This is a genomic window from Microbulbifer sp. A4B17 (assembly GCF_003076275.1).
GTDB lineage: Bacteria > Pseudomonadota > Gammaproteobacteria > Pseudomonadales > Cellvibrionaceae > Microbulbifer.
The window spans coordinates 4,989,959-5,009,603 of record NZ_CP029064.1; the positions used below are offsets into that span (position 1 = coordinate 4,989,959).

At 50.0% G+C, this 19,645-nt stretch carries 12 protein-coding genes; 1 reads left to right on the forward strand and 11 read right to left on the reverse strand.

The features are described 5' to 3' along the window. Positions 1–72 precede the first annotated feature (72 nt). The 7 genes from BTJ40_RS21895 to glmU form a co-directional block, all read right to left on the reverse strand. Positions 73–951, reverse strand: a complete 879-nt coding sequence (locus BTJ40_RS21895) for an alpha/beta fold hydrolase (RefSeq protein WP_108735072.1) — start codon at positions 949–951, stop codon at positions 73–75. Positions 952–975: 24 nt separating this feature from the next. After that, on the reverse strand, positions 976–2,805 hold the full coding sequence (glmS, locus tag BTJ40_RS21900) for a glutamine--fructose-6-phosphate transaminase (isomerizing) (RefSeq protein WP_108735073.1): 1,830 nt from the start codon (positions 2,803–2,805) through the stop codon (positions 976–978). Between the two features lie 2 nt (positions 2,806–2,807). Then, complete coding sequence (locus BTJ40_RS21905) at positions 2,808–3,632, reverse strand: DeoR/GlpR family DNA-binding transcription regulator (RefSeq protein WP_108735395.1); 825 nt, start codon at positions 3,630–3,632, stop codon at positions 2,808–2,810. A 123-nt stretch (positions 3,633–3,755) separates the two neighbouring features. Further along, complete coding sequence (locus BTJ40_RS21910) at positions 3,756–4,973, reverse strand: dihydrolipoamide acetyltransferase family protein (protein WP_108735074.1); 1,218 nt, start codon at positions 4,971–4,973, stop codon at positions 3,756–3,758. Further along, positions 4,970–5,965 carry an alpha-ketoacid dehydrogenase subunit beta gene (locus tag BTJ40_RS21915; protein ID WP_108735075.1) on the reverse strand — a complete coding sequence of 332 codons (996 nt, stop codon included), beginning with the start codon at positions 5,963–5,965 and terminating at the stop codon, positions 4,970–4,972. The genes BTJ40_RS21910 and BTJ40_RS21915 overlap by 4 nt, the downstream gene beginning before the upstream one ends. Then, on the reverse strand, positions 5,965–7,056 hold the full coding sequence (gene pdhA / locus BTJ40_RS21920) for a pyruvate dehydrogenase (acetyl-transferring) E1 component subunit alpha (protein WP_108735076.1): 1,092 nt from the start codon (positions 7,054–7,056) through the stop codon (positions 5,965–5,967). Before pdhA ends, BTJ40_RS21915 begins: the two co-directional genes overlap by 1 nt. Before the next feature lie 125 nt (positions 7,057–7,181). Continuing rightward, positions 7,182–8,543 (reverse strand): bifunctional UDP-N-acetylglucosamine diphosphorylase/glucosamine-1-phosphate N-acetyltransferase GlmU, encoded by a 1,362-nt coding sequence (gene glmU, locus BTJ40_RS21925; RefSeq protein ID WP_108735077.1) that lies wholly within the window; start codon positions 8,541–8,543, stop codon positions 7,182–7,184. A gap of 226 nt (positions 8,544–8,769) precedes the next feature. Here glmU and BTJ40_RS21930 point away from each other — a divergent pair, with 226 nt between their 5' ends. Continuing rightward, positions 8,770–12,123 carry an amidohydrolase family protein gene (locus BTJ40_RS21930; RefSeq protein ID WP_108735078.1) on the forward strand — a complete coding sequence of 1,118 codons (3,354 nt, stop codon included), beginning with the start codon at positions 8,770–8,772 and terminating at the stop codon, positions 12,121–12,123. A gap of 70 nt (positions 12,124–12,193) precedes the next feature. Here BTJ40_RS21930 and BTJ40_RS21935 read toward each other — a convergent pair whose 3' ends face one another. From BTJ40_RS21935 to BTJ40_RS21950, 4 genes are read right to left on the reverse strand one after another with little or no spacing between them, the layout of a single operon-like run. After that, complete coding sequence (locus BTJ40_RS21935; protein WP_369974264.1) at positions 12,194–13,432, reverse strand: glycosyltransferase family 2 protein; 1,239 nt, start codon at positions 13,430–13,432, stop codon at positions 12,194–12,196. Beyond that, positions 13,429–15,531: a glycosyltransferase gene (locus BTJ40_RS21940; protein WP_108735079.1), complete on the reverse strand. Its 2,103-nt coding sequence runs from the start codon at positions 15,529–15,531 to the stop codon at positions 13,429–13,431. The genes BTJ40_RS21935 and BTJ40_RS21940 overlap by 4 nt, the downstream gene beginning before the upstream one ends. Positions 15,532–15,544: 13 nt before the next feature. Further along, the gene (locus BTJ40_RS21945; RefSeq protein ID WP_108735080.1) at positions 15,545–18,676 is read right to left on the reverse strand and encodes a glycosyltransferase family 4 protein; all 3,132 of its coding nucleotides are present in this window, start codon (positions 18,674–18,676) and stop codon (positions 15,545–15,547) included. After that, positions 18,666–19,643 (reverse strand): NAD-dependent epimerase/dehydratase family protein, encoded by a 978-nt coding sequence (locus BTJ40_RS21950; RefSeq protein WP_108735081.1) that lies wholly within the window; start codon positions 19,641–19,643, stop codon positions 18,666–18,668. The genes BTJ40_RS21945 and BTJ40_RS21950 overlap by 11 nt, the downstream gene beginning before the upstream one ends. Positions 19,644–19,645 lie beyond the last annotated feature (2 nt).

The following is a 19,645-nucleotide window of genomic DNA, read 5'->3' on the forward strand; positions in this document are numbered from 1 at the left end:
AGCTGTTTCAATTATTTTTTTAAATTCCAGTAACTATGGATAACTCTATCCACAGTTATCCACAAAGCTGAACTAGGGCAAGGGGAAATGGCGATCTGTGGAAAACTTGAGAAGAAATTTACTCACCAAAGCATTAAATCTTTGTGCTGCTTCCAGAAACAGGAAATGGCTTCCTCCTTCCGCCACATCAAAGATCTCAAGCCTGGAACCCGCAACTTGCTGGTGAATCCACTGCTGGCACTCAATTGGGTGTGGACTGGCGCGACCGAAAGCCACTAGCGTCGGCTTATCAATCCTAGGGATAAAATCCCGCCAATCCTTTGTTACGTTATCCACAAAAAGCTTTGCAGCCCAGCGTCGGGGACACTGCAGATTAACCGCAACCAGCTCATCCCGTTGAGTTTTCCCCATTAAAGGCGTGACCATAGACATAAGAATTTGCCGAGTGGCCTCAACACCTTTATTTCCAACCAAGTTATCCACAAACTGGTAGAGGCTCTCCGGGGTCAGTATGCCTCCAGCTGCCAATCGCTCCGCTTCACTCCAGGCGGGATCTGCCAGTAGACAGGGGGGTTCATCGATAAGCACTAGTGCACTGACCCTATCCCCACCAAACATTTCCAGGTAACTCCATATCACCGAGCAGCCGGCGGAATGGCCGAGCAAATGAAGGGGTTCCAGTTGCAGACATGAGATCAGTTCTTGCAAGTCCTTGGCGAGGCGGGAAATCCGATAGCCATGATCGGGCTTATCAGACTGGCCATGACCGCGCATGTCCAGTGCGATCACACGAAACTGATCGCTGAGCCCAGCGAGCTGATGTTTGTACAACACCGCCCCCTGGGACCAGCCATGTAGCATCAATAATGTAGGGCCGTTGCCGGCCTCCAGATAGCGCAGGGTGACGCCATCAGAGGTGGTAAATTCGCACAGCCTTACTCGCTTGCGCATAAACCTTTTGCAGCTGGTGAGTGGTTATTCAACCGTGACTGATTTGGCTAGGTTTCTGGGTTGGTCCACATCCGTACCTTTCAACAGCGCTACATGGTAGCTAAGTAACTGTAGCGGCACGGTGTAGAGAATCGGCGCCAGACTCTCTGGGGAATCTGGAACTTCCACTACGGTAATACCTTCTTCACTGGTAAATCCGGCCTTGGGGCTGGCGAAAACAAATAGTTGCCCACCCCGCGCGCGCACTTCCTGCAAATTGGACTTGAGCTTTTCCAGCAACTCATCGTTGGGGGCAACGACAACCACGGGCATATCGCCGTCTACCAGTGCAAGGGGGCCGTGTTTCAATTCACCGGCGGGATAGGCCTCTGCGTGGATATAGGAAATTTCCTTCAGCTTTAGGGCACCTTCAAGGGCAATGGGAAACTCAACACCGCGACCCAAGAAAAGAGCATGATTCTTCTCTGCAAAGGCCTTGCTGGTGTTTTTAACCACCTTATCCAGACCGGTAAAACTCTCCATTAGCTCAGGTAACTGGTGCAAGGCGCTGACCAGTTCAGCTTCACGCTCCGCCGACAGGCCGTTGACCTTAGCGAGTGCAATACAGAATAGTTGTAATGCTACCAATTGGGTCGTAAAGGCCTTGGTCGAGGCCACACCAATCTCAGGGCCCGCCTCAGTCATTAGCGATAGCTCAGACTCTCGCACCAATGAGCTATTGGGCACATTACAGATAGCCATGGAGGCCAGATAGCCCAGGTCCTTGCCCTGGCGCAGGGCGGCGAGGGTATCGGCCGTTTCACCGGATTGGGAAATACTCACAAACAGCGTCCCCGGACGCACCACTTTCTTGCGATAGCGCAGTTCACTGGCCACTTCCACCGAGCAGGGAATACCGGCCCAGTCCTCCAGCCAATAGCGGGCTACCATACCCGCATGGTAACTGGTGCCACAGGCTACTATCTGTACCTGCTGCACCTTGGGCAAAATCTCCTGGGCGCGGGCACCGAGGGCCTGGGCCAACACTGAGCGCTCACCGATACGGCCCGCCAGAGTGGCTGCGACCACCTGGGGCTGCTCGAAAATCTCTTTCTGCATAAAGTGGCGATAGCGCCCTTTATCGGTAGCTTCATGACCACCGGTCAACTTGTGCACCGGGCGACTGACTTCCTCTCCCAACTTGTCTCGAACTGCGATGCCACCGCGACGCACTTCCGCAACATCGCCCTCTTCGAGGAATATAAAGCGATCAGTCACCTGCCGCAGGGCCATAGGGTCAGAGGCGATAAAGTTCTCTTCAATACCCACCCCCAAGACCAGGGGACTACCAGAGCGTGCACAGGCCAAAACTTCTGGCTCTTCATGACTAACAACCGCGAGGGCGTAGGCACCTTCCAGTATATGCGTGGCTTCAGTCACAGAGTCGACCAGGCTGCGGCCCTCGGCACTTAATGAGTGAATAAGATGAACTACAACTTCAGTATCGGTTTCGGACTCAAATTCATAGCCTTTTCCCTGAAGCTCTGAACGCAATTCCTGATGGTTTTCGATAATGCCGTTGTGAACCAGAGCAATATGGCCTGACAGATGGGGATGGGCATTTTCATCGGAGGGAACACCGTGGGTAGCCCAACGGGTATGGGCAATGCCAATATGGCCCTCGGCGCTCTCCTCACTTAATTTGGCCTCCAAATCTGCGACCTTGCCCAGGCTTTTGCGCAATTGCAGCTGGCCATCTCCACTGCTTAAGCAGACTCCAGCTGAGTCGTAACCGCGATACTCCAAGCGGCGCAGCCCTTCCAGAAGAATCCCCGTCACATTGCGCTGTGCCAGCGCGCCTACGATTCCGCACATAATTATTTCCTCATTAACCCAGGAGTCTCGCCGCCCATTAACATTTCAGGCTGAGCGCCTCTGCTCCTATCTTCAGCGGCACAAATGAGCTGGATCCCCAGCTGCTCCAGTTTTTGGCCCACGGCATCCGCCAGGCCATCATCAGTTACCAGGATATCGACCTGCTCCCAGGACAATTCCAGATTGGGAATCCGCTTCCCCACTTTACTGGACTCCGCCAATACAACCACTTCCCGCGCAACTTCCGCCATTACGCGGGAGAGGCCAATTTGTTCATTAAAAGTACAGGTACCGCGTTGCAAATCGATTCCATCGGCACCAATAAAAGCGCGATCGAAGTCGTATCCTCTCAGTACCTGTTCTGCAACCTGCCCCTGGAAGGCCTCAAAGTGTGGGTCCCAGGTGCCTCCGGTCATCAACAGCGTCGGTTCGTTTTCAAGTTCGCGCAGTGCATTGGCCACATGCAGCGAGTTGGTCATCACCACTAGGCCACGCTTGCTTTCAAGCTCTGGAATCATTGCCGCCGTGGTGCGACCGTAATCGATCACAATCCGGTGGTGATCCGGTATCAGCTCAGCAGCGGCTCGACCAATGGCCCGCTTACTCCCAGAGGGCCCTTCTTCACTGACCAACTCCCTCGGCACTGGGATAGCACCGCCGTGGCGGCGCAGCAACAAGCCGTGATTTTCCATTGCCGTCAGATCCTTTCGAATCGTAACTTCCGAAGTTCCGAACTGCCGCGCCAATTGCTCGACAGTGGTCTCTCCCACTTCATTTAACAAGTGGAGAATACCGTGGCGGCGCTGTTGGGTGTTGCGTTTGGACATAGGCATATAAGTTTCATTTCGAAACTTAAAGATAGCAAAACGAAACTAAAGTTCCCACAACTTTTATCAATAACCATTACTCAACAGATTAGATACCGGTATAGGACTCACTCAGACTGTCTGCTAGAGAGACAAAGTTTCCAACATTGTCTGAAGAAAGCGCGCCAACTCTCCACCGGTAACGGCCCGGTGATCGGCACTGATGGAGAGAGGGAGTAGGGGGCGAAGTGCCGGCCATCGATTTACCACCACAACTCCCTGGCACACCCGCCCGGCACCGACAATGGCAACAGTGGGCGGCATGACTACCGGAGTGGCATAACGACCGGCTATGGAGCCGAAGTTGGAGAGAAGTATGCTTGCCCCCTGAAGGTCTCGCTGGGCGATCCCGGTCTCGCGGGCCTGGTGTTTAAAGTCCGCCACCTGCTGGAGCAGATCTTCATCAGTACGCTGGGCGACATCCCTGAGTACCGGCACATAGAGCCCTCGTGGAGAGTCCACTGCCAAGCCAATATTGATACTGCCCTGCGGCGCCAGCTTCTCATCCTGATACAGGGCATTGAGGGTAGGTTCCGCCTCGCAAGCTTCCTGTACTGCACGAATCAATCGCAGTAGCGCCGGGGCACTACCCCACCAGTTGGAGATATCTGCATCGTCACACAGCGTTATCTGCTTTACCTCATCCCGCGCACGGCTCATGGACAAACCCATTGCGCGACGTGCAGGCGTCATGACTTCGGACTCAGAATCGAATTGGGGTGCAACGGCTGTAGTTTGTACGGCAGAAGCGCGGGCAGGTGATGGATGCTGCCCCTTCGCCACAGTTTTGGCCTTTGTTTCCGGCCCCACCGCAGTAAGTACCTGAGCTTCCGTTACCAGTGCACCCGCTGATGATATTGACTGTAAATCTACCCCCAAACGCCTGGCCAAGGCCCTTACTCTCGGGGTGGCCAGGCGCTTTAAGCCCACCTCCGGCCCCCGCTCAGCCCCCAACACACCTTGCCCTTGCTCTATTTTTCCCACCACCGTGCCGCTGTCGGCCCGAGGACTAGTCTCTTGTTCCGATTCTTCAGCTTTAGTGGGTGGGCTTTCATCTGCGACTTCTCCCTCGGCCATAAATCCCACCAGGGGGTCGCCAACATTCACGGTCTCATCCACTGCCGCAAACAACTTCTCAATAGTGCCGCCCCAAGGAGCCGGCACTTCCACCAGGGCCTTAGCGGTTTCCACTGTCACCAAGGTTTCGTGGGCGGCTATGGTATCCCCCTCAGACACATGCCACTCCCGCACTACCGCATCGGGCAGACCTTCGCCGAGATCCGGCAAGGTAAAAGTCTTCATTGTGCCCCTCCGTTGGCGTAGTCCAGCACTTCCTGTACGGCCGATAAAATACGCGGGACTCCGGGTAGATACTCATCCTCCAGTTGATAGTAGGGCATCACCGTATCGAAACCGGTCACCCTCTGTACCGGTGCCTTTAAAAGATCGAAGGCATACTCATTAATCTGTGCGACCAACTCGGCACCCAGGCCACAGAACCTGGCCGCCTCGTGCACAACGACACAGCACCCGGTTTTCTCCAGGGAGTCTATTACCGTGTGGATATCCAGGGGTTTCAGGGTGGCCGGGTCGATAACCTCAGCCTCTACCCCTTCCTCTGCGAGCTGCTCTGCGGCTTGCAGGGTCTCTTTGAGGGAAGCGCCCCAGGCAATAAGCGTAATATCGCAGCCCTCCCGCAACACAAAGGCGCGATCCAGCGGTAGAGCTTCACCAGAGTCGGGCACTTCCTGGCGAACTGCTCGGTAAATACGTTTAGGCTCCAGGAAAATTACCGGGTCCGGGTCTCTAATCGCCGCCAATAGTAAACCGTAGGCCCGTGCAGGAGAGGAGGGCACCACAAGGCGCAGACCTGGAATATGGGCGAACAGGGCCTCAGTGCTCTCAGAGTGATGCTCCGGTGCATGGATTCCACCTCCATAGGGGGCCCGATAGACAATCGGACAGGAGAGGCGGCCGCGAGTGCGATTGCGATAGCGCGAGGCGTGGCTGAGGATCTGATCGAGACCGGGATAGATAAAACCCATAAACTGGAATTCAGCCACCGGTCGCAGGCCCTGCACCGCCATACCGACAGCCATTCCGGCAATCATGGTCTCGGCTAAGGGGGTATCCATCACCCGGTCCCGACCAAACCTGGCCTGCAACCCTTCAGTTGAGCGAAATACGCCACCGTTCAGACCAACATCTTCACCAAATAGAACCACCATCGGGTCTGCTTGCATCTCGTAAGCCAGAGCCTGGGTGACAGCCTCGACCAAAGTTATCTCAGCCATTAGCTATCTCCCTGCAACTGTTGATACTGCTCCAGAAAAGGCTCCGGCAACTTTGCATAGAGGTGATCGAATATTGCCGTGGCGGCATCTCTGGGGGTTTCCCGGTAGATGTGGACCGCTCTCTCCAGCTTCTGGGTCAGCTCCCGTTGCAGCTCTTCTTCCTGCGCATCATCCCAGGCACCGCAGTTTTCCAGGTAGGATCGCAGGCGCCGCAGAGGCTCCCGAGACCAGGCTTCACTGACATCTTTTTTGGGCTGGTAGCGACTGGCATCATCGGCGGTGGTGTGGTCACACAGGCGATAGCTGATCGCCTCGATCAGAGCTGGGCCAGCACCACTGCGCGCCCGCTCCACGGCATCACCCACCGCCTCACGAACGGCAATCACATCGTTGCCGTCTACCTGCAAGCCAGGTATTCCGGCGGCAATAGCCTTCTGTGCCAAGGTCTTACAGGCAGTTTGCTCATCTCGCGGTAGGGAAATAGCCCATTGATTGTTGTTGATAACGATCACCAAAGGCAGGTGCCAATCCCCAGCCAGGTTTATCGCCTCGTAAAAGTCTCCCCGCGAAGTAGATCCATCGCCCCCGGTCGAGACAGCGACGCGCATGGGTTCACCGAAATGCTCATGTTTATATTTCAGGGCAAAGGCTACACCGGCACCGTGCAACATCTGGGTGGCTATAGGCACACTCAAGGGCAAATCTTCGCGGCTATGGCGAAAGTTCTGCCCCCGCTCATCGCCCCCCCAGATTGCGTAGATCTCCTCGATAGTGACGCCCCGTCCCAGAAGAGCGCCTGTCTCCCGATAATTGGGGCAGTAGATATCCTCTTTGGCCATGGCGGCTGCGAGACCAACACCAATAGCTTCCTGGCCGAGGCTGGAGGGATAGGTGCCAAGTTGACCGGTACGCTGCATTTTTACCGCGCGATCATCCACCATACGAGCCAGCGTCATCTGGCGGTAGTAAGCAATCAGGGTATCCGGGGTGGCAAATTCCGGTAGGGCTTGAGTCGTCTGTCCCTGTTCATCCAAATATTGCAGCGAAGCAATATCAAAACTGGCAAGCAGCTGTAATCTGGGCTTGTGCATCGGGCCATTCCTTTAGTTCCCGAAGCGCAAGTTTAATGGATAGGGTGGCTATCAACAGGCGTAGAGAGGGAAGGACCGCCGGAATTACAGTTTCCGAGGGGCAACCCAATTACGGTAAGGGTTATTTAGCTTTTCTTGGTCGGACGTTGCCAGCCGCTAATATTGCGCTGCTTGCTGCGCGCTACCGCCAACTCTTCGCTCCCCACCGCCTGGGTAATGGTGGAGCCAGCACCCACTGTGGCTCCAGCGCCCACAGTTACCGGGGCTACCAGAGCCGTGTTAGAGCCAATGAAAGCTTTATCGCCGATCTCGGTCAGGGACTTGTTCAAACCGTCGTAATTACAGGTAATGGTGCCAGCACCGATATTGACCGCTTCGCCCACCAGGGCATCACCTACATAAGAGAGATGATTAACCTTACTGCCCTCACCAATTTTGGCTTTTTTGGTTTCGACAAAGTTACCCACCTTGGCACCGGTGGCCAGCTCTGTGCCCGGACGCAAACGCGCAAAGGGACCGATAGTGCAAGCCTCACCAATCTCAGCGCCTTCGATGATGGAATTGGCCTCTACCTTGGTGCCATCTGCCAGGCGACAGTTTTTTAGCAGGCAATTAGGTCCAATTTGTACTCCCTTACCCAGTGAAACTGTCCCTTCGAAAATGCAATTAATATCAATAGAGACATCGGTATCGCACTCCAGGCTGCCGCGAACATCTATACGCATGGGGTCCAATAAAGTCACCCCCGCATTCATAAGACTGGTCGCATGGTTATGCTGCAAAGCACGCTCCATCTGCGCCTGCTGCGCACGGCTATTTACTCCCGCCACTTCCAGTGGATCACTGGCAATTACGCCCGTAACAGGAATCCCCTCACCGACCGAACGACCGATAATATCGGTCAGGTAGTATTCACCTTGAGCATTGTCACAGGACAACTCCGGCAACCAGCGAGCTAACAGTGCTCCAGGAGTCGCCAAAATGCCGGTATTAACCTCACGGATAGCCAGGGTATCCGCATCGGCATCCTTTTCCTCAACGATCGACTGCACACAGCCGCTGTTATCCCTCACGATGCGCCCGTAACCGGCGGGATTGGCCATTTCAACTGACAGCAGGGCAGGTCCGTGATCCGCTGCCGATAGCAGTGATTGCAAGCTGCCGGCCCTGACCAGAGGCACATCACCATAGAGCACCAAAACAGTGGCTCCCTCGCGGAAATAGGGCACGGCCTGGGCCACGGCATGCCCGGTACCCAGTTGCTGTTCCTGCTCCACAAACCTGACACCACGATCAGCAAAGCGGTCACGTATCAGGTCTGCGCCATGCCCGATTACCACGGTAATCTGCACCTCTCCCAACAACATGGCGGTATCAATTACCCGCTCAAGCATGGGAATACCGCCAATAGGATGCAGCACTTTAGGCAGGTCAGAGTGCATGCGGGTGCCTTTTCCGGCGGCCAAAACCACAACATCGATAGTCATAACGGGTCGATATTCCAATCGTCTACAAAATTTGAGTGCATTGTGGCCACTAGACCCGGTTTACTCAAGCGAACAACAGTTCGCCCCGGGGCCCTGGTATTCAACGCATTAAGATTGCTGCGCCGCTTTGATCCCGGTAATTTACCCCCTGTGAAATCAACCGGTTACTCAACCCAACAAAACAAATATAGCCGCCAAACACAGAATCGGGCGGAGGGATATTTCAATGAACACCACCAAGCAGAACAAGCCGCGCCGCCATTTGTTGGCTCTGGCTGTCCTGGCACTGACCCTGCCGATGGGTGCTGTGGCAGAAGCCGAAAGCGCTCTCGAAGCTACCAAAGAAAAGGAAGTAGAAAAGGCGGAAGCCCAGTCCTGGGATATCAACAAGCCACCCTACGAATTCAAACCGATCCAGTTGGACACCCGCGAGACCACCTGGAGCAACCTGGATATCAGCCCAGATGGCAAAACCATCTTGTTCGATATGCTCGGCGATATCTACACAGTGCCGGTAGCAGGCGGAGAGGCGGTAGCCCTGACCAATGAAATCGCCTGGAATATGCAGCCGCGCTTCAGCCCGGATGGCAAGACCATCGTGTTTATCAGCGACCGTGACGGCGCCGACAACATCTGGCTGATGGATCGTAATGGCGACAACCTTCGCCAGCTCACGACAGAGAAGGAAAACTTGCTGCACTCGCCCAACTGGAGCCCCGATGGCCAGTACCTGGTAGCACGTAAAGGCTTTATGTCTGGCCGCAGTATCCCCGCCGGTGAAATCTGGATGTACCACTACGGTGGGGGTGAAGGTCGCCAACTGAAAGAGCGCATCGGTGGCGATATCGCCCAGAAAAATATTGCTGATCCGGCCTTCTCCCCAGATGGACGCTATGTCTATTACTCCATAGACACCACCCCCGGCACCGTGTGGAAATACAACAAAAACTCCACCCAGGAAATTTTTGCTATCAACCGCTATGACCTCCAGGATGGTGAAGAGGAGACCTTTGTCTCCGGTCCCGGTGGCGCAGTGGCACCTGTACCCTCCCCGGATGGCAGTAAACTGGCCTTTATTCGCCGCCAGGACAACCAGACCTCCCTGTTCCTGAAAGATTTGGATACAGGACTGGAAACACCGGTTTACTCCGGCCTCGAACGCGACCTGCAGGAAATCTTTGGCCCCCATGGCAACTACGTTCAATACGACTGGATGCCCGATGGTGAGTCATTGGTCGTTTGGACTGGCGGTAAATTCCTGCGCATCTCCATCAACGGCGACAGCGTCGCACCGATTGCGGTCCATGTGAAAGTTGAGAAACAGGTAGCGGATGCCGTGCGCTTCCCGGTAGACGTAGCGCCGGAAACCTTCGATGTGAAGATGATTCGCTGGGCGCAGAAATCCCCCAACGGCAAGCAGGTCGCTTTCCAGGCATTGGGCAAAATTTATATTCAGGATGTCGCCAGTGGTGAGCGCCGTCGTCTGACCCGCCAGGACGAGCACTTTGAGTTCTATCCCAGCTGGTCCCGCGATGGTCGCGAGATCACCTATGTCTCTTGGGATGACCAAAACCTGGGCCATGTGAGGGTAGTTTCCGCTCGCAACGGTCGCGGTAAAAACATCACCAAGCAGCCGGGCCTGTACGTTGAACCAAGCTTTTCTCCAAGCGGTGACACAGTGGCCTACCGTCGCTTTACCGGCGGCTATCTGCTCAGCCCTGAATACTCCCTGGAACCGGGCATTTACCTGGCAGACGCCGACGGCGACTGGCAACGCCGGGTCGTAAAGTCCGGCTATGAGCCTCATTTCGGCGCCAGCGAAGACCGTATCTACTTCTCCGAGTACCAAAACGCAGACGGCGGACAGCGCGTGCTGAAGAGCACCAACCTGGAAGGCAAAGATGAGCGCGAGCACCTGCACGGCGCTGAAATTACTTCTTTCCGCCTGTCTCCGGACGGCAAGTGGGTTGCCTTCACCCAGGACTTCAAAGCCTTTGTCGCGCCCTTTATGCATACCGGCAAATCCGAGGTTATCGGCCCCGATAGCAAAGCGGTCAAAGTCACCCAGGTATCCAAGCGCGCCGGTGAAAACCTGCATTGGTCTGCCGATAGCGACACTTTGGGCTGGGCACACGGCCCCAAACTGTTCGAGCGCGAACTGAAGGATGCCTTCGAATTTGTCGCCGGCGCTCCGGAGGAACTGCCAGAGCCAGTTTCTGAAGGCATCGACCTCAGCTTTGAACAGTCCTTCGACAATCGTGCAGGTCTCGTTGCCCTCACCGGCGGCAAGATTGTCACTATGCGCGATGCGGAAAACACCCGTGAAATTATCGACAATGGTGTGGTTCTGTTCCGGGGCAACCGCATTGTCGCCGTGGGACCCGCCGCGGAAGTGGAGATTCCCACCGAAGCGAAGCGTATCGATATCACCGGCAAAACCGTTTTACCGGGGCTTATTGACGCTCATGCCCACGGTGCTCAGGGTCGCGAAGAAATTATCCCGCAGCAGAACTGGAACCTGTTCTCCAGCCTGGCATTTGGAGTGACTACTATTCACGACCCCTCCAATGACAGCAGCGAGATCTTCTCTGCCGCTGAAATGCAAAAGGCTGGCCTGATCACTGGGCCGCGTATTTTCTCCACCGGCACCATCCTCTATGGTGCCAAAGGTCCAGGCTACAAAGCCAAGATCAACTCCCTGGAGGACGCTCAGTTCCACGTGAACCGCCTCAAGGAAATGGGCGCCATCTCGGTGAAGAGCTACAACCAGCCCCGCCGCGACCAGCGCCAGCAAGTGCTGCAGGCAGCCCGCGAAGCCGGCATTATGGTAGTGCCCGAGGGCGGCGGTAAGTACCAGCACAATATGAACATGATTGTGGACGGGCACACCGGTATCGAGCACTCACTGCCGATCGCCAATGTCTACGGCGATGTGGAGCAACTGTGGAGCCAAACCCAAGTGGGTTATACACCGACCTTCGTCGTAGCCTACGGCGGTCTCTGGGGTGAAGAGTACTGGTATGACCGCACCGAAGTGTGGAAAAACGAGCGCCTGACCCGCTTTACTCCGGACTTTATTGTTAACCCCCGCTCTATCCGTCGCCCCACTGCACCGGATGCCCACTACAACCACTTTAATGTGGCCCGTCAGGCCAAGCAGCTGCGCGACGAAGGTGTCACCGTACATATTGGCGCCCACGGCCAGCGCGAAGGACTTGGAGCCCACTGGGAGATGTGGATGATGGAGCAGGGCGGCTTTACTCCCTGGGAAGCCTTCCGTGCCGGTACCATCGATGGTGCCCGCTACTTGGGTATGGACAGTGATATCGGCAGTATTGAAGCTGGTAAGCTGGCTGACCTGATCGTGGTTGACGGCAACCCCTTGGATAACCTGCGCCTGTCAGAGAACATTACCTACACGGTAATTAATGGCCGTGTGTTTGAGGCAGAAACCATGAACGAAGTAGGGGCTGGCGAACGCTTGGCATTCTTCCACGAACGCCTGCCTATCAGCGCTATGCCCGCTCCTACGGCAGAAGCGGTACAGGAGAAGATGGAACGCCACCACTGGGTACACTAATCTCAGGCACAAACTGAGATGCAAACAAAAGGCCGGGGACAAACCTCCCCGGCCTTTTTTGTATAAAGCCCTACCTGGTCCGGCGACGTCCTCCCAGCTTATGCCAGAGAATGGCACGATAGATTGCGACAGGCAGTCTAAAGATTCCCGTAACCAGCCACCAAAATGACTCATAGACGGCAATCGTCTGATCCACTAATGGATGATCCTGGTCGAGCCTTTCTGGATAATGATCGTGTCGCAATATGCCCCGATGAAACAGGAATCTGCGCAAGGGCCGGCTCAGTCGCCAACTAAAAGACTTGGTTATACGGGTCAGGTTATCGGCTAGAAAGCTCTCCGAGGCTACCTTTTGCTCTGTGAGCAGCTCAAAATAGTGGCTTTTGGACTTATTTTCATTCTGCCAATCAATATCAAAATCCATCTTTGTTAGCCAATCGCTTTCCCCGAATCCATCTATCTTGCGCAGATCCGATGTGTACCGAGGGATAGTTATCTGATTTTTAATGATGGCCTTGGAAATGCGATATACATCAGCATTCATTCGGTCAGGGTTCTGCAATTCCCGACTAAGCCTTTGCTGAAAGCCGGACCGGAATTTGAAATGGAGAAGATAAGCGCAATTTTTACTGAGAGGAACCGGCGTACATGAGTGGGTTGAACGTAAATATTGAAAACCCGCCCGCCAATAAACCAGCGGAATTTTATAGGATTTAACAAAGTAATCAGAAATACCAGCTATTTGCGCTCTGGCTTTGGAGCGAATTTCAAAAAAAGGAAAGGCTAATATGCTTTTTTTCTTAAAGTTTTTATAAGACACATAGTTAGGCGTTGCTTCCATTAATTCTAGAAGATTTTTTACGTCGGATGTATTTCCTTGTAGATTATCACTAAAAAAATCTATTAGTGGGGTATATAGAGCAAAAGCTAATTCGCTTTGCATAAGCTGAGTTGTAACTTTCAAGGAAGTTTTACCTGCAACTTCGGGTAACCAGAGAAATTCATCAGCATCTACCACAAGGGTCCATTTTCCCTGGCAGTAGTCCCGGGCAACCCTGTTAACCCAATCAACACCTGCGTTTGCCTGGGGGTAGCCACAATCAACTTCATATAGCTGGACATCATTCTGCTTCTGTAGATAGCTTACCGAGTTATCGCTACTGCCCGTGTCCACCAAGTGGAAACAGGTCACACCTAAAGAACGGTAGTGATCGAGAAAAGCCGGGAGAATATCCAATTCATCACGGAAGACACAAATAAGAGGGAAGCGTGTTTCACTAGCACCTTCAATGTACTTAACTACCTTCAAACTTTCACCCTAGCGAATTTACGCAGTCTTCGCATCGTTCTTTTTAAAAGTCCTGGCTTATATTTTCCTCTTTTATTATTTTTAGCATCTTTTTGCTGTTTTCTTAGTAGCAGGAGGCTTTTCTCTTCTGAGTCTAGCCCTTTAAGGTAAGGACTTATCTGCCTGAAATCTCCTTCTTCTTGAAGGTGATTTCTGGCTTTCATAGAGTTGTCACCGGTGCGATAGTAATATAAAGGATCAGGGTAATAGGACACTTTTTCCTTTGCTAAAATTAGCTTGCTATAGAACTCAATATCATCCTTACCCGTTCTATATCTCTCTGTATAACCTCCGTGATCTCTAAACTTAGTAGCTTTTATCAGACAAGTAGCATCTCCGACTATATTTACTTTCGTTGCCCAAGCTCTAGCTGGCCCCATGAAACGAATTTGAGTTCCGAGCTTACCTTCTGGAGTATTAGGTGCCCCCTTGCCGCTAAATCGGATAGAGCTACAGGTCAGGCAATCAATATCTGCAAAAGTTGCCGCGCTAACCAACTTATCCACCATTTCCGGCATCATGACATTGTCATCGTCAAAAAAAAGTAGATAATCTCCTCTTGCATTTTGTGCTGCAGTATTTCTAGCAGCCCCTACATATCGGTTTTCCTGGTATACAAACTGCCAGCCCTTCTTCTGGTAGTGACTTTCTATAATTTCCAGTGCGTGTAGCGCTTCTTGTGAATGGCTACCATCATCAACCACAATAACTTCTATGTTCTTATAAGTCTGATCTTCAACGCTTTTCAACGCTTGATAGAGAAAGTCTGGACGCTCAAAGTGAGTTACGCATATAGAAACCAAAGGATCATGTCTATTGGAAGATGGGGCGCTTTTAATAATTGAATGCTCTTGGCCATGCCATTTATTCCACACATCTAATGACTTCTTAAGCCGCTGGTGTTTTATACCCGGTGCAGGCAGTTTCTTCGCATGTAGTTCTAACTTTCTTGCTAAAGCAATATGATTTGGCTTGAACAGATTTTTTTTCCCATTTTCGTCATCAAGTAACTCTCGCGTACCACCAGTATCAGCAGCAATAAATGGTATTTTAGTTGCAAGGCATTCGTAGACAGAAATCGGAGAATTCTCTAACAGAGCTGGAATAACAGCTAGTCGTCCTTCTCCACTCAAATACTCTACAGCCTGCATAGCATTACAATCACATCTAAAGGATACTTCTGTACTCCAATGCTTCTGGTTTTCCTCTATGAATTTTCTCGCATCAAATCGATAAGAGTACCCTCCCAAAAAAGTAATCGATGGTAATCTAACTCCTCTTTTAGCAAGAGTGTTTAATGCATTCACAAAAAGAACGATTCCCTTGCGAGGCTCAAGACGCCCGAAAAACACCCATTCTTTTGTCTCTAAGTTACTATTTGTTATGACTTCATTATCAGGTAATAGATCGTCCAAAAATACATTTGGCCAATAGTAACTTCGCTCAGGCAGGCGGTATTTATTATTTTCCATCCAGCAGACTAAATGCTGACTCCCACAGATCAGAGTATCTGCCATCTCGGCACTTCTGCGCTCCATAAATACCCACCCCAATTGCCGTTCCTCTTTAAGGAATTGTTGGTTACCTTCGGCAGACCAGAGTGTTGGGGAAGAACCTTTGACAGCAAAATGTATATCTTGGAATGCAATACCAAGACTCTTGGCAAGTAACGCTATATAACCCATTCCACGCCATTCTGAGACATGGACAATATCAAAGCGATCATTTCTCTTGAGCCACTCATAGGCCGCATAGGGCATTGCCATAGTGCGAGCCATTGTCGTTTTAGCTAGTGCTTGCGGTGCAACTCCATAAAATTCAACATTGAGTTTTGCAAAAAATTTTTTTGTGATTTTCATTTTCACAGGATTTTTTGCTAAACCATTAACGAAACAGATGGTGACTTTGTGACCAGATCTCTGCAGAAAAACAGCCAAATGAAAGTAAGCTGTTCCAATACCACCATTTTTTATTGGACCAAACATATCCTCCGTTAGGATGCAAATACGTTTAGGTTTCTGAACAGCTTCAAGGCGTATATCCTCGTGAAGCTCTTTCATTATTCAAGCCACCTTAGATCGCAACTAACATTTGTTTAAGATAACGTAATCGGCCATTTCGTAAGACAAGTCCATTTTCCTTAATGCGGACGGTGATTTCTGAGTTTTCTTGTTTTATTTCCGGGGTTAAAGAAAACCGGAATCCATACCAAGCTAGTTTCGGGTTTCGAGTACCGAAACGTTCTACGTAACGATTAGCCGTGGTTTCAGCTACAATATTTCCATTCACCTCTAAAACAATCACTAAATTTTTAGCTATATTGCTTCTATCCCATGCCCATCCCTCAAGAACCCGCGGATCGAGTGCAAAAAGTTCTCGTGGCGGAATTGAACCCTTAATAGGTGAGCCGGTATACCCCTTAAATATGCGCTGCAAGGTAGTACCTGATTTTTGAATTACAGCCTGAAAACTAAACTTGGGTTTAAATTCAGTTTCATTGATTTTTCCCTGCTCATGAATAATTTTTGCAATATCATGTTCAGGCTCATCCTTACCTTCTTCTGTATAATCCTTGTCTACAAACTCTCCTGCCTCTGCGTGATTTTGCCCATATAAATTGGTATCTTCAGCATCTACTCCTGGATAGCTTTCAGCTGTGTTATTTTCTGATTTAGAGAAGAAACTCCAGGTATATTTCTGGTTAAATATCTCCTCAACAGCCACTTCGTTAAGTATTGGACTTCCAGAGACAGCTGCAAATACATTTTTAGAAAGTTTTATAACCCGTATAAAACGGGTATAAGTCATTTCTTGATCTTCTAACAGAAACTTAATATTAAACTTTTCACCTTCTTCCCATTTATCTGGAATTGGAAATCTATGTAAAGTAAGCTCGTTATCTTGTAGCTCTAAAGACATTGACTGGGGCTCCCCATTAACGATTAATTGCCTAGTTCCAGCACCTTTAGCTACACAGAGCAAATGGGAATTTCTCTCGTCCAAACCAAGGACCACCCTGGGATTGCGGTTTTTCATTTTACGAGGCCGGTCGGCATGTAAAAGCCATACAGGCTCCTCATCCAAACGATTCTTATCCCGATAAAGTGCCGGTCTTAGCTTAGCTCCAATCGGCTGAGCTGAAGGAAGAAGGGCCAGTTTACGATAGGCAATATTATCATTCTCAATCAACGACATTGACCGTAGATAAACTGAGTTAGCGTTATTTCGATATTCTTCCAGTTTCTCTAAGTAGTAATCACTACAAAGATGGCACTCAGGAATAACCATCAACTCAAACCCAAATTCTTTGTTCGCCCTTAAGATATACTCTTGTATCAAACCGTAGCGAATATCATAAGGGAGTATTGATCCTACCTTGCTCGATACCAGCTTGGGAATACAAATTATATTTGTGCCTATAGCATTTCCGAAGCTGATCTCAGAGATGATATCTCCACCTATCGGCATTACTACTTTATCGTCAGGTAGAGATAAAAAGCTAGTGATTATGAATTCATGGTTTATTTGAAGCGTTTTGCGTAGCTCACCACAAAATTTTCCACCTAATCGGGAGAATGTTCCATCACAGAGAATGCAAGCATCTAGAGTACTTTCAGAAAGACTTTTAGCCAGTGCAATCCCCGCTGGAAATCCAATGAAATCCATCAAACTACAATTGAGACCAGCTTCCAATAGAAAGTCAGAAGCTCTCTCAGCAATATTTTCCAGAGAGGGATCGATTAATAAAAATTTAATGGAGTCGGGCCTATCGACTAAAAGTGCTTCAGAAAACTCCATAACACTCTCAGTATCCCGCAATAGAACAACCACTTCTAGGGTCGGTAGCTTCAGCTCATTGGAAGCTGTTAAAGTGGGAGAGCCTGTAATCTTGGTGATCGCTTCAGCCCCACCAAACTGCTTAAAAAGATCTGCTAAGTAGGCATGAAAACCATACCAAACTTGAAGGTTATAATTGTTATCAAAACTGGGGTGCGCAATCCTATGTCCATTCTTCAGTACCTCTTCTAGCCTTTTCGCAAGCTCATATGCGTAGGGTGCTATAAGACAACTTTCATGATCTTCTTTTGCGATAAGCTCTGGAGTTCCTCCTACACGTGTTGCAATAAAAGGAATATTATTCTCTAATGTTTCATATACTGCCATGGTGGAATTTTCAATCAGAGAGGGCATTACCGCTATCATATCCCTGGAGCATAAGAATGAGAGAGCTTCCAGCTGGTTATAATCTGTGATGCAATTGATTTCAAAACTCCAAGTAGATGCTTTTCGCTCAATATAATCCGCAACCTTCTCATTGTTTTGATTAGGTAGGGCTTCACCATACTTACCTAAGAAATTAACTCTGCCAGGACAATTTCCCGTCCGCTCAAGTAAATCTAACGCGGTACAAAAGAGCTCCAACCCCTTCCGCATCTCCAAACGACCAAAGAAAGTCAATTCATTAGTATGAACTACATCACCAGGCAGTCGATTAATGCGTTTATCATCAACGGGAACTTCAGAAAAATCGAGAATATTAGGTTGAACATAAGTTGCTTTAGGTAACCTATAGCCCACATATCGCATAAAACAGAGCAAGTGAGCACTACCACCAATTACCATATCTGCTAACTCAACACATTTTTGCTCAGCAAAACTAGCCGGCAGTAATTCCCTCTTTACCAAAGGCTGCATCTGGTAGTGACGATTCCATAGATGAGGAGAAGATGTCTTTACAATAAACAGAGTATCTCGAAATGCCAGACCCAACTTCTTCGCCATTAATGCATAAATCAACCCGCCTCGCCATTCGGACGTGTGGATAACATCAAAGCGATCCTGGTCCGCTAACCAGCGATATGCTGCTCCATATCGTCGTTGCCAAGTCTGTGAAGGCCCTATAATCGTTTCCGTTGCATGAACCAGGTAGTGAAGCGACACCCCAAAACTGGAAAATTCATCAATCCAATGCTCAGGTGTTTCATTTTCGACAATCTCACCTTTTAGATAAAGGACATGGACTTGGTGCCCATTCGCAGCCAAACCTTTTGCGAGGTGGTAGTAGGTAGAGGCGATACCCCCGTTCCTCACCGGACCGAGTATCTCTTCTGTCGCAATACAAACACGCAACTTATGATCTGTTTCAAACCCAGCATAGTTATTAAGGTCAGGGAATGACTCTACTGAAAAATTGTCAATCTGCATTCTGTATGGCCCTATGAGTAAGACTGCTGTTCAGAATATCGTCCTTATTGATAAAGTAATCCCACGTAATTTGAATGCCGTCCCTTAAAGATACTTCCGGTTTAAAACCTAAATAATCTGTTGCTTTTGTAATATCAGTATAATTATGACGAACTTCACCTACCCTATAATCATGGTAGGCTAGTTCGAGATTATATTTATGGCCAGATACATCCTTTAGCAAATTTATTATTTCGTTAATAGTGGTTGGCTGGCCACTACCTAACTGAAATACTCCTCTTTCTTTTCTTTCCAGTGCCTTAATTATTCCTTGGCAGAGATCACTGACAAAAATAAAATCTCTTGTCTGGTAACCATCACCGTAAATATCACAGGCTTCTCCTCTTAGGATTTTCTTAATAAAAGCAGCTATAACACTCCCCTTATGAAGCGAAAGCGGACCATAAACATTGGAGAAGCGTAGAGAAGTTATTGATAGACCATAGCTCTGAGAATACGCAGAACAATATGCCTCAGCTGAAGCTTTAGAGGCACCATAAGCCGATGCAGGATTCACAGGCATCAATTCATGTACTGGAGGTTCTGTTTCTCCTATTATCGCCCCTCCTGTAGAGGCATTAATAAGATATTGAACTTTATGCCTTCGCATTGCTTCCAGAATATTTACTGTGCCATGGACATTTACTTCAAAGTTATAGACAGGGTTACTAATTGAATTAATTACACGTGTATCTGCTGCTAAGTGTACAATGACATCTACTTTCTTTACTGCTTCATCTACATCTCTCTGGTTTCTGATATCTCCTCTAATAAACTGATGAGGAACCCCCGCTAATGCTGCTGCAGTACCGGTGATCTCATTATCTAGAACAAAAATTTTGTCAAATAAGTTTAAGGTGCTGAGATATTTGATTAAATTTGAACCTATAAATCCACAGCCACCGGTAACAAGGATGTGCGTAGACATAG